General features: G+C 53.5%; 12 protein-coding genes. 7 read left to right on the top strand and 5 right to left on the bottom strand.

Annotated features, from left to right (window positions below; translation table 11 throughout):
* The first annotated feature begins 211 nt into the window (after positions 1 to 211).
* A complete protein-coding gene (locus H598_RS0121765; RefSeq protein WP_028114894.1) occupies positions 212 to 2,233 on the top strand; it encodes an NADPH-dependent 2,4-dienoyl-CoA reductase in 2,022 nt (673 codons plus the stop codon).
* On the opposite strand, the gene H598_RS0121760 is transcribed toward H598_RS0121765, so the two are convergent.
* A complete protein-coding gene (locus tag H598_RS0121760; protein ID WP_028114893.1) occupies positions 2,230 to 3,819 on the bottom strand; it encodes a ShlB/FhaC/HecB family hemolysin secretion/activation protein in 1,590 nt (529 codons plus the stop codon). The genes H598_RS0121765 and H598_RS0121760 overlap by 4 nt on opposite strands.
* Before the next feature lie 55 nt (positions 3,820 to 3,874).
* Complete coding sequence (locus H598_RS25245) at positions 3,875 to 5,365, bottom strand: MltF family protein (protein ID WP_051252944.1); 1,491 nt, start codon at positions 5,363 to 5,365, stop codon at positions 3,875 to 3,877.
* 190 nt (positions 5,366 to 5,555) lie between these two features.
* On the opposite strand from H598_RS25245, the gene H598_RS0121750 reads away from it, so the two are divergent.
* Together H598_RS0121750 and H598_RS25240 are read left to right on the top strand one after the other, a co-directional pair.
* The gene (locus tag H598_RS0121750) at positions 5,556 to 6,635 is read left to right on the top strand and encodes a hypothetical protein (protein WP_028114892.1); all 1,080 of its coding nucleotides are present in this window, start codon (positions 5,556 to 5,558) and stop codon (positions 6,633 to 6,635) included.
* A 165-nt stretch (positions 6,636 to 6,800) separates the two neighbouring features.
* Positions 6,801 to 7,640 carry an alpha/beta fold hydrolase gene (locus H598_RS25240; RefSeq protein ID WP_051252943.1) on the top strand — a complete coding sequence of 280 codons (840 nt, stop codon included), beginning with the start codon at positions 6,801 to 6,803 and terminating at the stop codon, positions 7,638 to 7,640.
* Here H598_RS25240 and H598_RS0121740 read toward each other — a convergent pair whose 3' ends face one another.
* Complete coding sequence (locus H598_RS0121740) at positions 7,641 to 8,336, bottom strand: rhomboid family intramembrane serine protease (protein ID WP_028114891.1); 696 nt, start codon at positions 8,334 to 8,336, stop codon at positions 7,641 to 7,643.
* Positions 8,337 to 8,549: 213 nt separating this feature from the next.
* On the opposite strand from H598_RS0121740, the gene H598_RS0121735 reads away from it, so the two are divergent.
* Positions 8,550 to 9,344 carry an ABC transporter permease gene (locus H598_RS0121735; RefSeq protein WP_028114890.1) on the top strand — a complete coding sequence of 265 codons (795 nt, stop codon included), beginning with the start codon at positions 8,550 to 8,552 and terminating at the stop codon, positions 9,342 to 9,344.
* 7 nt (positions 9,345 to 9,351) lie between these two features.
* Here H598_RS0121735 and H598_RS0121730 read toward each other — a convergent pair whose 3' ends face one another.
* Positions 9,352 to 9,696 (bottom strand): YajD family HNH nuclease, encoded by a 345-nt coding sequence (locus H598_RS0121730; RefSeq protein ID WP_028114889.1) that lies wholly within the window; start codon positions 9,694 to 9,696, stop codon positions 9,352 to 9,354.
* A 382-nt stretch (positions 9,697 to 10,078) separates the two neighbouring features.
* Here H598_RS0121730 and H598_RS0121725 point away from each other — a divergent pair, with 382 nt between their 5' ends.
* Complete coding sequence (locus H598_RS0121725; RefSeq protein WP_035416429.1) at positions 10,079 to 10,555, top strand: hypothetical protein; 477 nt, start codon at positions 10,079 to 10,081, stop codon at positions 10,553 to 10,555.
* A gap of 59 nt (positions 10,556 to 10,614) precedes the next feature.
* Positions 10,615 to 11,610 carry a DUF5677 domain-containing protein gene (locus H598_RS0121720; protein WP_028114887.1) on the top strand — a complete coding sequence of 332 codons (996 nt, stop codon included), beginning with the start codon at positions 10,615 to 10,617 and terminating at the stop codon, positions 11,608 to 11,610.
* A 272-nt stretch (positions 11,611 to 11,882) separates the two neighbouring features.
* Here the strand turns inward: H598_RS0121720 and H598_RS25235 are convergent, their stop codons facing one another.
* Positions 11,883 to 12,773 (bottom strand): TPR end-of-group domain-containing protein, encoded by an 891-nt coding sequence (locus tag H598_RS25235; RefSeq protein WP_051252942.1) that lies wholly within the window; start codon positions 12,771 to 12,773, stop codon positions 11,883 to 11,885.
* Between the two features lie 227 nt (positions 12,774 to 13,000).
* On the opposite strand from H598_RS25235, the gene H598_RS0121710 reads away from it, so the two are divergent.
* Complete coding sequence (locus H598_RS0121710) at positions 13,001 to 14,605, top strand: hypothetical protein (RefSeq protein ID WP_028114886.1); 1,605 nt, start codon at positions 13,001 to 13,003, stop codon at positions 14,603 to 14,605.
* Positions 14,606 to 14,811: the final 206 nt, after the last annotated feature.

Here is a 14,811-nt window from a genome sequence, read left to right as displayed (position 1 = left end):
GGTTTTGTGCTTCGCCTGTCAGGGCTGGTTTGGCTGCCGACAGGCGGAACAATGTTCTGATAGCATCAGTGCGTATGCTACAAAACCCTTCCGCGAGTTGCATGACTCAATTGTAACCCTTTTTATTCAAACACCTATACAAGTGTTGTGATCTTGATCACCCCAAGGTAATCTGGACACCTGTTTTAAATGGATGTTTAAAGGTAGAGCGATGTCTTACCCGCACATGTTAGAGCCCCTGGATTTGGGCTTCACCACATTGAAAAACCGCGTCTTAATGGGCTCCATGCACACCGGGCTCGAAGAGGAGAAGGGCGGCTTCGATAAATTGGCTGCCTTCTTCGCAGAACGGGCGCGAGGCGGCGTAGGCCTCATCGTTACCGGGGGGATCTCCCCGAACTTTCGCGGTCGTCTGGCGCCGCACTCCAGTCAGTTGTCGTTCCCCTGGCAGGTGTCCCGTCACCGCAAAATCACCGATGCCGTGCACCAGGAGGGGGGCAAAATCTGCATGCAGTTACTGCACGCCGGCCGCTATGGCTACCACCCCTTCAGTGTCTCTGCCAGCAAGATCAAGGCGCCCATCAACCCGTTCAAGCCCAGCAAGCTCAGTGTTCGCCAGATCAAAGGTACGGTAAAAGACTACGCAAGCTCGGCCAAATTGGCTCAGAAAGCCGGTTATGACGGTGTCGAGGTGATGGGATCCGAAGGCTATCTGCTGAACCAGTTTTTGTGTAACCGCACCAACAAGCGTACCGATGAGTATGGCGGCGAAATCGAAGCGCGGGCGAAGTTCCCGCTGGAAGTAGTGCGAGCGATTCGTGAGGCAGTCGGCCCCGAATTTATCATTATCTTCCGTTTGTCGATGCTGGATCTGGTCGAAGGCGGCAATGACTGGCAGGAGGTGGTGCAACTGGCCAAGTGGCTGGAACAAGCCGGCGTCACCATCATCAACACCGGCATCGGTTGGCACGAAGCCCGCATTCCCACCATTGCCACCAGCGTGCCGCGCGCGGCATTCTCTTTCATCACCGAACGCATGCGCAAGGAGGTCAGCGTGCCTCTGGTGGCCACCAACCGCATCAATACCCCGGAAGTGGCCGAAGGGATTCTGGCCAGTGGTCAGGCAGACATGGTGTCCATGGCCCGGCCGTTGTTGGCGGATGCGGAGTTCGTTAACAAGGCGGCCCGAGATGAAGCGGAAGACATCAACATCTGCATCGGCTGCAACCAGGGCTGCCTGGATCATACCTTCTCTCTGAAGCGGGCCACCTGCCTGGTGAACCCCTTTGCCTGTTACGAAACCGAGCTGAAACTGGAGCCGACCGCTTCTGGTAAGCGGGTGGCGGTGGTGGGCGCCGGTCCGGCGGGCATGTCCAGTGCTTGTTATGCCGCCGAGCGTGGCTTCAGTGTAACCCTGTTTGAAAAGAGCGATACCCTGGGCGGCCAGTTCAATCTTGCCAGTAAGATCCCGGGCAAAGAGGAATTTACCGCATCGCTGGATTATTTCCGTCAACGCCTGAATCGCCTCGGTGTAGAGGTGAAGCTGGGCTGTCCTGCCGACGCCGACACCCTGAAGGCGTTTGACCATGTGTTGCTGGCCACCGGGGTGACCCCGCGAGTGCCAAAGCTCGAGGGTGTGGATCATCAGAAGGTGGTGACCTACCAGCAGGTGCTCAATGGCGAGGTAGAAGTGGGCAAAAAAGTGGCCTTGATGGGGGCCGGTGGTATCGGCTTTGATATGGGCGAATACCTGTCTGAGGCCCATGAATCTGCCACCTTGCATCCCCAGGTGTGGTTGAAGCAGTGGGGCGTAGACCCGGATTACACCGAAGGCGGCGGCCTGACCGAACGGGACAGCACCGCCTTTGAATCGGCCCGTGACATTACCCTGCTGCAGCGCAAAACCACCAAGCCCGGCAAAGGGCTGGGCAAGACCACCGGCTGGATCCACCGTACCGTGCTTAAGGATCGTGGCGTGACCATGATGTCTGGGGTGGAGTACCTGAAAGTAGACGATAAGGGCCTGCACATTCGCCACGACGATCAGGACAAGGTGCTGGAGGTGGATCACGTGGTGCTCTGTACCGGCCAGGAGTCCAATCGCGGCCTGGTGCCCGATCTGGAAGCGGCGCAGATCCCTTACATTCTGGTGGGCGGCGCCGAGTTGGCGTCGGAGCTGGATGCCAAGCGTGCCATTCGACAGGCCGCCGAAGTGGTGTCCGGCCTGAACTAGAAGTAGCTGCGGACCTGCAGCCGCCATTCGATGTTGTCGACCCCCTGTTGGTCGGTGATGGGGTGGCTCAGGTCCATGTGAATGACGTTGTTGCTGGAGTGGGAGGAGTAGAGGCGCATGCCGATGCCGACACTCTGCAGCAACTCGGTATTCTCTTCCTGGTAGGGGGTGTCACCAAAGGTGCGGCCCAGATCCCAGAACACCACTCCGCCCACTTCCAGCAGCTGGTACCAGGTGATGCCCGGGTAGTAGCGCAGCTCATTGCTCATCAGGGCGGTATGGTCGCCGTGTTGAAACTGCACCGGGTAGCCGCGCAGATCCGTATCTCCTCCCAGCGCCACCGGCTCGTCCAGGTACTGGTTGTGGCTGGCGATTAACTCCAGTTTGTTAAACCACGCCCATTGGTCGGCGAGGGCATGAAACCATTCGGTGCGCGCACTGGCCAGGGTTCGATAGCGATCGCCGTCGATGGGGTCGGTTTGCAGGTACAGGGAGTAGAACCAGCGCTGGTGGCCATTTATCTGATGGCCCCGCTGAAAGCCGGTGGTCAGTGCCGGCGCGCCGTGCTCAAAGTCCCAGCCCAGACGCAGCCAGCTGTTGATGCCAAAGTTGACGTCTTCCACCTTGTTGATGAGGTAGAGGTTATACACCTCGGCGTAGTGGTCTTCCAGCAACCCGAGTTGCAACCACAACTGCTGTTGTTTGCGGTCATCGGGCACCAGCGTGGTGTCGTCGATGGCCGCGAAACGTTGATCCCAATAGTGAAACCCCAGTTGCCATCTAAGGGTATGATCGCCGACCCGGCCGTCAGACCAGCCGAGAGACACGTCGTGGTTGTCCAGCTCCACCGCAAACTCGTTGATGGTGTCGCCCCCCTGTTTGACCTGATCCTCGCGCTGCTCCTGGTCCAGAGACAGGTTACCGGCCCAGCGGCTGTCCATGGAGTAAAACGGCCGTTTCAGCTGCAGGAACTGGCGTTCGCCGTCGTCGGAGTCGATCAGGGTGACGCGGGCGGAGAGGTGGTTGCCCTGAAACAAACCGGTCTGCAGATCGAAGACGTAGCCGGTGCGACCGGTCTCGGAGAAGTAGGCCAGTTCGGTCTGGGCGCCGAACCCCAGCAGGTTGGACTCGATGATGCCGATGCCGAACTTGGACTCGCCCCCCTGACGGGAGAAGTCAAATTTGGGCAGCAGAGACCAGGTGTCCCAGGTTTCCACCACCAGCCGCTCTTCGCCGGCGTCGACTTTGCGGGTGACCGTGGCGCTGCGCAGGTAGCTCAGCTCTCTCAGGTGGCGCTCCACCTCATAGAGGTCTTCGTCGGCACTGCACAGGTCGAAGCCTTGAATCTGGTCCTCGACGGTGACGGTGCGGGTAACCGGGTGCAGCCAGTTGGCCCACTCGTGAATCCAGGTAAAGCCACTCTCCTGCTGCTCAAACACATTGTTGGTGGTGATCACCACCTGTTCCGGTTGGCATTGATTGGGGTTAACGGAGGAGGCCAGGGCAGTGGGGCACAGCAGCAGCAAGCCGGGTAGCCACGGCTTGAATGTCGCTGGCGCTTTGCTGTCGTCCCCAACTGGAATCAAAGCCGCTCCTTATTGGTTTTATTCACTATTGTTGTCAGTGATGCTGTCTATCAGTTTAGGGCAAATTGCCGCTGTTGCCCGTTCCCTCCATGGCGCGCTGCAATTGACGCTTCTGCCCAAGTTCGCTTAGGCCTCGCTTGTATACAATGTAATAGCGATAGATGTTGGCCACGTAGTTAACGGTTTCGGCACCGATTCGGGCAGCGGCGAGATACTCAACATTGCCAAACCAGCGATTGGGATCCAGCCCCCGCTGGGCCGCCTGTTGCCGAAGTCGATTGATGCGGTTGGGGCCAGCGTTGTAAGCGGCGATGCTAAAGATCATCTGGTTAAACGGGGTCAGGGCCTCGTCATCAAAGTAGCTACTTCGAATCACCGACAGGTACTTGGTGCCGGCGTGGATGTTGTTTTCTGGTTCATGAATGTTTTTGATGGCCACCCGCCTGTCGGCGGCCGTGGAGGGCAGCACCTGCATGATCCCCACCGCACCGGCACTGCTGCGTGCGGTCTGTTTGAATTTTGACTCCTGGTAGGCGAACGAGGCCAGCAGCACCCAGTCGAAATGATACTGTTCGCCGTAGGTCTCGAACCAGGTCTGCAACTGGGCCAGGGTGTCGAGGTTGTTGGAAGAACGGGCATGGGTCAGCCAGCGATCGTTTTGTAGGAAGCGATGGTGAAGCACGTTAACCGTGTGACCGCCGGAGCGATAGGTGGTGGCATAACGATCTATCAGCGATTGCAACTGCGGGCTGTTTTTGCGAAGGCCGTAGGCGACATGACCGCCACTTCGAAGCGGCACAGCGTCGAGGGTGACCAGGTTGGGGTAGCGTTTTAACCACACCGGCAGTTTATGCTTGTCGATGACGGTGGCCCCCAACACACCGCTGCTGACGAACTTGAGCAGGTCTTCGTCCTCCAGCCGGGGATCCGCCAGTTCTATCTGTATCTCCTGACGGCCCTTGCGTTTCAGCCGTTCGTTCATGGCCATCAGGCTGTCGTAATAACTCGATTCACGGCGAACGGTGATCCGTTTCCCGGCCAGCTGGTGCAAGGTGGTGGCTTTGCCGAACTGGTCGGTGGTTACGATCAGCTCCTGAGTGTCGTCACTGACCGGCGCCGAGAACGCGATCTGGCTCTGGCGACGCTCGGTAATGGTGAGGTTGGCAAAGATCAGATCGCCGTAGCCCTGCATCAGGTAGGGGATAAGCTGATCACGGCGCACCGGGATCAGCGTGACTTTCAGCAGTTTGGCCGGCGCGCCCAGAATGCGGCGGGCAAAGGCTTCGAAATTACGGCCATTTTCATAGGTGATGCCCATCGGGTGGCCGCCATCGATGTAATACCAGCCGAGACTGAAGGTGGTCAGGATTCGAATCTCTCCCCGAGCGATCATGGCATCGAGGTCGCCGGTCATCGGTGACGCCATGATGGGCCAGACATCGGCAAAAGTGTCGTCGCTGGGGGTGGCCGGTAGCGGCGCCACCTGAGGGTCGGCGGCGATGGATGGGCTGAGCAGACACAGGATTAAAAGCCAGGCTTTGAACATACAAATCCTCAATGAAGCAATAAGTTGTAAGTGTAGTTGTACAAACCGCACCGGCGCCAATTGCCGAAATTGTTCCTCTGAAAGCGGCCACAGCGGCCTGAAACATTGACTGGTGACATTTTGCACTGACAGTTTTGCCAGATTTCGGTACCCTTGTAGGGGTAGTTTGGACAGTGCTTTGGGAACCTCATTGAAAACTCTTTTTTGCCATCAGGGTCAGGACAACCCGCTTCGGTTTGTTGCCATTCAGGCTGGCGGCTTGCTTGCGTCTCTGGTGATCATCAGTCTGTTTCTGGCATTGCCTCTGGTGGCGCCCTATGTGGCGTTGCTGGTGGCGCTGTTGCTGTACCCTGTGCTCAAGGAGTCTGCCTGGCGCCGGGGCCGTGATGCCAGGCTAACGGGCTGGCCGGTCGTGGCGCCGGTAGCGACCTCAATGGTGTTGTTGGTGGCGTTGCCCTACCTGACCATGACGGTATTTATCATCATGGCGCTGGTGTGGTTGCTGGCCACCGCCCAACTGGCGATTCGCCCCGGTAAGGGCGACGGCGACGGCATGATCGGGGGCTATCATGGGCCGATGATGGCCAATGACCGTGGCGATGCGCTGTATTCCCGCCGGGTTGAGCCGTCGCTGATCGGGGGCGAGGCACTGGAAACGCCGCCGTCGGTTACCGCTGCGGTACAGGATGAACTGCCAGACGCCCATCAGCTGTACCTGACGCTGTGGCGTCGCTCCTTCGGGGCGCTGCTGAAGTTGCCGCTGGCACTGAAAGCCGCAGTGGCGCTGCTGCTGGTGACGGCGATGCTGGTGCCTTGGGCCGGCCAGCTGAACTGGGAGGCGGAGCAGAGCAGCGACAGCGTCAGCCAGCCCGAAGTCGCCCCTGAGTCGGAAGTGGTGAAACCCAGAGCCGAGGCGATTCTGGAGATGCCGGATCAGTACTGGCTGTGGCTGGACAACGGCACCTTAAGCGTGCGCTGGCAGGGGGACGATGCCCCCGTTGGCGAACTGTGGTCGCTGGAGACCGCAAAGGGCGATACCAGTTGCGCCGAACTGGTGTTCAATGACGACAGTGCCTACCGCCCCTATCGAGTGGACGTGGAAGCCGACGGCTTTTACTTAGCGACGTTTTCGCCGATGGATACCGAGATCTTGATTCGGCAGATTGCCCGCCGTGGCAGCTTTAAGCTGTGCGGCTATCCCTTCAGCTTGAAAGGCTCGACCAAGGCGCTCAAGAGTCACAGCCACTTTGAGTGGTTTTTGACCCGTTAAGGGCTCAGTCATGCAAACAGGCGGCCGCGGGCCGCCTTTTTTGTATCCGGCGTAAGGGTGTGATATTGGTTGTGTTTTTTCACTGGCGAATCTAATCCAGATCAAGGTTTAGTAGCCACAATGGAATTAGAGTAATAACTCTAATGTGTCGCAGGGAACGGAATAATGGAAAAACGAATTCACGTTAATGGCATTGAAGTGCTGGAACAGGGGCAGGGCGATGACACCGTGGTGATGATCCACGGCTGGCCGGACACCCACAGGCTGTGGGACCGTCAGGTGGAGGCGCTGCAGGCGAATCATCGCTGCATTCGCTTTACCTTGCCGGGCTACGATCGGGCCCACGTTCGCAGGATGTATGATCTGCAGGCTTTGATTGACCAGATCGCCGCCATTGTCGATGCCGTCAGCCCGGACAAGCCGGTGACGCTGCTGATTCACGATTGGGGCTGTGTCTTCGGTTATCAATACTACCTGCGCCATAGTTCACGGGTGAAACGCATCGTGGCGGTGGACATCGGCGACGCCGGTTCCCGGGATCATGAGATCCCCACCAAGGCCAAGCTGTTTATTGCCGGCTATCAACTGTGGCTGGCGACCGCCTGGAACATCGGCGGCGGCATCGGTGATGCCATGACCCGTAAGATGGCGTCGATATTGAAGGCACCGGGCGAGCCGGCCAGCATTCACAGCGGCATGACCTATTCCTACTGGTGGAAGTGGAGCCATACCCTGACCAAAAAGCCGCTGGGGGTGTTGCCGCTTAAAGTGGAGTGTCCGTTGCTGTTCATCTATGGCGCCGACAAGAAGGTGACCTTCCACTCCCGTAAATGGGAGGCGGAGATGGCCGCCAAAGCCGGCAACCGGGTTGAGGCGTTTCCCACTGGCCACTGGGTCATGGCCGAAGAACCCGAGCGCTTTACCAACTTGGTGGTGGAGTGGTTGGGCGCCGACGATGCCAAGACGGTTGAACCGTCGCTGGAGACTGACGCAGAGCCCGCCTAGTTAGGCCTTCGGGCCCGGTTTGTCGGCATCGTCGCGCCGGGCTGCAACCTCTTCGGGTGACTGCTGCCAGAGATCGCCGATGGCATCGTCGTCGTTGCCGTCGGTCTGATTTTCCCACGAGTAGTGTTTGGTCTCGGGCAGGGGATCCCAATTGCGAAACGCCAACGCACAGCCTAGACCCGCAAGCCCACCAAACAGGTGGTATTCAAATGAGATGTCCGGATCCCTGGGAAAGATGCTCATCAACATGCCGCCAAACATGAAAAAGGCGATCATCATCAAGGCGATGGAGCGCCTGTCTCGCCTCAGCAGGCTGATAAAGAACAGGTAGAAAAACAGCCCGTGGGTGAGGCCGCTGGCACCAAAATGGAAACTGGAACGGCCGAACAGCCACACGCCAAACCCCGATGCCAGCCAGATGATGATGATCACCGGCCAACGTGATCTCGGATAGCCATAGATCAGTGCCGACCCCAGTACCAGCAGCCCCAGGCTGTTGGCCGCCAGATGCTCCGCGTGGCCGTGGATCAGCGGTGCGGTGACGATGCCTATCAGCCCCATTTCGACTCTGGGGTACACCCCAAGGTGACCCAGGTGCAGGCTGAACAGGCTGTCGAGCACCAGCACGCCCCACAAGGCGGTGATAAACAACACGCTGATCTTAATGCTTTGCAGTATCGAGTAGTCTCGGGTCATGGCAACTCGGCGTTCCTGGTTAAGAAAATGGCGTGAATGCTTACAATACAGACCGGTATTGTCGCAACTGACTTTCACTAACCTGCTGTCGATACTTTATTAATCTTGGGTCAGGCTGGTGTAAATTCAATTGCTTTTTACCTGCGGCAACTGCTTCAATAGCCAAGACCTCCCCATCGCTTACCTCTTTATACGTACAGGAAACCGATTTACATGGCCGGCGTTATCGACATTGCCTGGTGGCAACTGCTGCTGTTTCTCTCCATCTTATTGGTGCCGGCGTGGATCAATCGCCACTTTCGGCTGTCGATGGGCAGGGAGGGCGCCTGGGCGGTGATGCGCATGGTGGCTCAGTTGGTTCTGGTGGGCCTGTATCTGCAGTTTCTGTTTGATCTGGACAGTCTGGCACTGAACCTGTTGTGGTTGCTGGCGATGGTGCTCATTGGCGCGTCCTCGGTGGTCAGCAAGACTCACCTGCCGCGGTCACTGGCATTGATGCCGGTGATATTGGGCCTGGGGCTGGCGTTGGTACCGGTGTTGTTTGTGATGGTGCTGGGGTTGGTGAGGCCGGAGCCGTTTTACAATGCCCAGTACCTGATCCCCATGGCCGGCATGCTGCTGGGCAACAGCCTCAGTGGCAACATTATGGCCCTGCAACGGTTTGTGACGGCGCTTGGCGAACGTCAGGGCGAGTATCAGGGGGCGTTGGTGCTGGGGGCGACACCGGCGCAGGCGGTGCAACCATTTTTGCAATCGGCGCTGAGCCAGTCGATGGCGCCGCTGCTGGCGACCATCAGTACCACCGGATTGGTGTCGTTGCCGGGGATGATGACCGGTCAGATTCTGGGTGGCACCGACCCCATGGTGGCGATCAAATACCAGATTGTCATCATGGTGGCGATTTTGGTGATGGTGTCGGTATCGGCGGCGGTGTCGTTGTTGCTGGCGTCACGGCGACTGCTGTGCAGCAACGGGCGCGTTCGTATTCCACTGAACGCGCCGCAATAACGGCCGGTTAGCCGTTTTTCTTTTCCATCATTGCCTTGAGATTGGCGAAGGGGTTGCTGGTGGCGGCCTCATGCTTGAGATCGGCGCCGGCTTCGACGGTGGAGCCGTACTGAGCCGCATCGGTGTACTTGGAGTGCTCATGATCGTGGCAATACAGGCACAGCAACTCCCAGTTGGAGCCGTCATTGGGGTTGTTGGTGTGGTCGTGATCGATGTGGTGCACCGTCAGTTCCCGCAGGTTGGAGTAGACAAACTCACGGGCACAGCGGCCACACACCCAGGGAAACAGTTTCAGGGCTTTATCACGGTAGCCTTGCTCCAGCGAGGCATAGTTCTTAGGGATTACGGCCATCGGCGTTCTCATTGGTGATTCTTGCCGACACTATACCATTGATGCTTCTGCCGGGGCTATTGGCCTGCCAGCGTTAACGGCGCACTGCGACGGGTGTCTGTTAAATCTCACCTGTGTGGCGGCTGGTCAATGGCTGCAATGGCGCCAATTCCGGTCATTGGTATCTACCACGCCTGACGTTGCCGCCTTTTGTAGAAAACAGAGCTGTCTTTCGTGTTGACAATAGAACATTCAAGGTGGTTGATCACCATTTAATGCACTGATACATTTGAAAAACTGCGCATAACACGCTGCCATACCGTGCAGGTATGCGATAGGTTCGATCAGGGAGAAAGGTGGCGATTTGCCAAATATTAAGTTCTTAACCCTATGGAGAAGTATAGTGGAGTGCTTAAAAATGTTGTCTGAGATAATTTCTAACGTTACACCTATGGCTGCTTTGATTGCGATAGTTGTTGGTATCTGGAAGTCATTTTCTACAATAAGGCTAAAAATTAACGCAGAAGTTAGGTTAAAAAAAGCTGCTGAAATAGAGTCTCAAATTAAGTTGATGAACTTATTCACAAAATTGGTTGAAACAGTCCACGCGAGAAAAGATGATTTCCTATCTGAAACTATGGTTGCCCACTTAATCAAAGAAAGCCAGACAGGGAAAATTGACTTAGATAAAGCCATCGTCACTTCATCTGTAGGTGGTGCTTCACAAGATGCAGCGATAGAATCAATAACCTTGCTTGCTCTCAAGCATGAATTACTTAAAGAGCCTGCACTAAAGGCATTAAAAAATCTTCAATCAATTGACTCAAAACGAGACGATATAACAAAATCAATAGAGCGTATTGAACAAGGAGGCCAATGAATTCTTCAACAGGATAAATGTTTTAGGAATGGCGTTATATTGGTATTTAGGAGTTGAAGTTGTTTGAGGAACTATTGAGGGTTGCGGAAGAAAAGATCCGAGAAAGTGACAGTAAAGTTAATTGTGATTGTGTCATTGAGCTTGCATCATCGATCTTGATTGAAAATGCAAATATGCAAGAAGAAGAGAAAGTTAAACGTATTATGTTAGAACATGATGCTTTCTTAAAAAGAAATCGTGAACGTTGGAATCTAGGTTTTAGCAAACTTCATGCACTAAGAGAAACCTGCTTACAGGCGGGTATGAACTTTCGACAGCAATTTATTAAGATACCTAAATACGAAACTGACGAGTTGATAGGTGTTTTCATGAGACAGCACGCTCACGCGTGTCGCATAACAGGGGAAATCATTCACTTGTTAGAGGGGGGTTACCCGGATGCAGCATTGGCGCGTTGGCGGACTTTATATGAAATGGTTGTTACGTGTTTAGTTATTAAAAAGTGCGGTCGTGCCGCTGCCATTGATTATATTAAGCATGGCATGGTACAAACGGCAGAGGGAGTTGAGGAGCATCGAAAAAACGCTGACGCGATGGGACAAGAAACCTTCTCTGAGCAAGAGGCAGAATCATACGCTCAACTTAAACACAGCATCACAAAAGGTAATTCAGGCTGGCACTGGGCTAGGGAGCATACAGGTTACAAGAAAATCGATAAGCTAAGAGAGTTCGTTGAGTTAGATAAATGGTCTCATAATTACAAACTAGCAAGTCGCAATGTGCATGCTGACTATTATGAAATGGCTTCCCTGTACGCAATGAGAGAAGCTAAAGAAGACTTGTTACTTTGTGGTCAGTCTAACTCTGGGCTTACAGAGCCAGCTCATTTTACGGCAATTGCTTTAGCTCAAATTACGTCTGTTTTTCTGACAACTTATATAGAAGATAACGATAGTGGTCTAGATTACAGTGACTCAGCGATATTTATGAAAATTATTGAGAACTATGTAAAAGAAGTAGGAGAAGCATTCCTGAGCGTAGAAAAACCAATATAACAAACTGTTTAAGAGTGACTTGAAGTTGACCCGCTTTAGTGGACACCAATGACCCCTTTGTGGCGTTTCGAGCCATTCGAACTCGTGTGCAAGACGTAAAGTAATCAGACTTTATTGTCGGTCATCCGAGCATTGGGCAAGAGTGAGACGGACAAAGTGATCAAACCTCCCTCATGAAGTAGAAGTGAAGATCCCAAAGAACCACCAGATATTGATCAAACTATATTATCAGCGGACACCTGTGACGATCACTGAAACGTAAAACTTGATTGTTATTCAGGTGAGTTAATGGTTAACCCCGTAAGTCGGCCACTTTCAGCAAGTGGAAGCAATTGTGGATCGGTGTCTGCGTACCCCAGGTAGTCTGATGAGATCTCGATAGCACGTTGTAAATGTTGAGAAGCCTCCTCCAATTCACCGAGCGCAGATGAAGCACAGGCTAATTGATAGAAGGCATGGCCATTTTCAGGGTCTATCTGTAAAGCTTGACGACACAGGTTGATTGCCCATTTGGGTTCTCTGAGTTCAAGAGCGGAGTCTGCCTTATAGGTAAGTGCCTCTACATCGTCAGGACGCAACTGAAGGATTTGGTCATAGATAGTAATTTTCTGTTCTTCACTGACTTCCTGGCTAGCTCTCAGCCATAACGAGTGAACTTCGTTAGTTCGCTCCAATTCGCTCTTGTTCTCAGATATCAGCTTCTCCTTGGCATTCATTTTCTCCTCTACGCTTTTGAGGCGTTTTTCATAGCGGCTGATCAATTTGGTCACTTCCTGATCAGTCATAGTTAAGGCTTTGTCTTTGATGTCTCTGATGGAGGTCCAGCCGACCAACACCAGTAGCGATGAGGCTCCTGCCACCAGATAAAAGAAGTAGGTCACTGTATCTGTTGCATAGGTAACAGAGTGGCTTGCAAGAGCCATCTGCTTTTTATTCAGCTCGCTGATGAACTCTGATCTTTGGGCCTGCAACTCGGTTCTCAGTGACTTAACCTCATCTAGAAGGTAGCGCTCTACAAATGGACTGTAGAGTGGCTTTTCCAGTTGATTGACGGTGTTATGCACATCCTGCTCGCTGATGTGAGCCTCTGGATCTGCCAACAAGGGGTGACTGAACAAAAGAACGACAACCAGTAGAAGAATGGAGAAGAGAATTCGTCTCATTGTAACTCCAGTGGAAATATTGCATAGTTCTCAAATGATATATTCGTAGAAATGAAAATGCAATGCGACTCCTAGTCACTGAATTTCAAAGGATTTATACTTTGCTGGCAAGCGTTTTTGATTTTCAATGATTAGAGCTGTAACCTTATTGATCGTGCCGAGTAACGCCTAGCTAGATTGCGGGGTGCTATCAGCCAGTAGGTATTGCAATCAAAAAGGAATAGTTTATGGGTAAAGTAGAAAATCTCCCGGTGGATATACAATCAATGGCGTCTCTTAAACATTGGGGGGAGCCCCCTAAGCTGCCTAAGAGCGTAATGAAAAGCAGGGCTCGGGTTCACTGTGGCTGGGGGCGAGTCTTGTTTGGCCACACTTTCGCGGATCACCAGGCGTTGATAAAACACCTTAGCGAAGAAGATCTATCGCAGTCAGATGTGGTGTTCTACTGTAGGGAACCCCAGATTCTGGTTTCTAAAGCACCACACAAACTGTTTATTGACCCTTCGCTGACTTACCGTCTCGACTTGTCAGACCCTAAGCCGGAGGCTTTTGAGTCTTCCCGGTTGCGAATCCGCCCCATGATGGGAAGTTGGGATGAATATAATCTAAACAAATTATTGCTCGATTTGGGCCGGGTGGATCTCGGTGAAGATTTTACTCACAGGATGTTTGCTGAACCCGCGTTGTCCGTGCTTATTGCAGAAGATGAAGAGACGGGGCAATTACTAGGGTGTGTTTTCGGCATTGACCATAAATTAGCATTCGACGATCCTGAAAATGGCGCAAGCGCTTGGTCGCTTGCCGTTATTAAGAATCCTCCTGTAACTGGAGTCGCCATCGGATTAATGGCGAAACTGGCAAAACAGTTTGGTACGAAAGGCCGTAATTTTCTGGACTGGTCGATAGTGCATGACGAACTTGACGATTGCTCATTGGCCGAGCAAATGGGGTTTGTACGTGTTCCAGTTTACTCAGTTAAGAATCGAAATGCGGTCAATGAGCCACTATTCACAAGCGAAGCAGAGTGCGAGTTTAGCTCTCTCAGTTCCAATACCCATTCTCTGGTTGATCAAGCCCGCCGACTAGGAATCTCGGTACAGATCAACGATGCTAGTAGGGAGCTGTTTTCATTGAAGTGGGCTGGGCAGTCAGTGCTCTGTATGGGATCGCTCTCTGAACTGACTAGCGCGGTTGCCTTGGAGTCTTGTCAAGATCGTCAAGTTAGCAATTCACTATTGAAGAGCTTTGATGTTGCTGTACCGACACAGCGATTACTCTCTTCGATAACGGAATTATTGACGCTTTTAGAGACCTTCAGGTCAATAGATCTGTTGCCCGCAGCTGACATTGATAATGAGCAGGGTTTATTCGGATTGAAAACTGAGGCCGAACTGGAAGAGGCCTGGCATCTAGTTAAGAGCAGTAAGACTAGCTGGGTGGCTCGAGAGAGCATTTTTGGACAAGAGTTAGATGTGTTGGTCATCGGCAACGATGTGTTTGCAGCCAAGGTTGGAGAGCGCCTCATAGAGTCAGGTGAACAGCATCCGCATCAAGCCACTTCAGTAAAGTCAACCAGCCGCATTGAAGATGTTACTGAACGTTTGCACCCGGTTATCAAACGAGCAGCCTTGTTGGCTTCACAAGCCCTTGGTTTATCAATAATTTCTTTGAAAGTGACAGTGGCCTCAGAATGTCAGCCTGATTACAAAGTCACATCGGCGAACCCACGGCCCAACTTTAGCTCTTTTGCGCCCCAACCTGTGGTTGAGCATTGGTTGAAGTTTCTGTTCCCTACTCTTACTTCTGCAATTGATACGAGACGAGATCTTTGATTTAAGTTAGTGCGTAAGCGCTACCGAGTTCCGGGAACCTTGACACTACCGTTATTGATATTCAGCATTTTGTGGACGTAAATGATTGTAATGCGACGTCTAACGCCGCCCAATGAGACTCTTCTAGGTTCAACTGGGTCAGGCCCATGCTTTTGGCACCAGAACTGGTCAGTAATGTTTACTACACATAACGTTGTCGTCTTTCG

Source organism: Ferrimonas kyonanensis DSM 18153, from assembly GCF_000425405.1.
Lineage (GTDB): Bacteria > Pseudomonadota > Gammaproteobacteria > Enterobacterales > Shewanellaceae > Ferrimonas > Ferrimonas kyonanensis.
The sequence above is the reverse complement of the archived record's forward strand: the minus strand, read 5'-3'. Positions and strand labels throughout refer to the sequence as shown.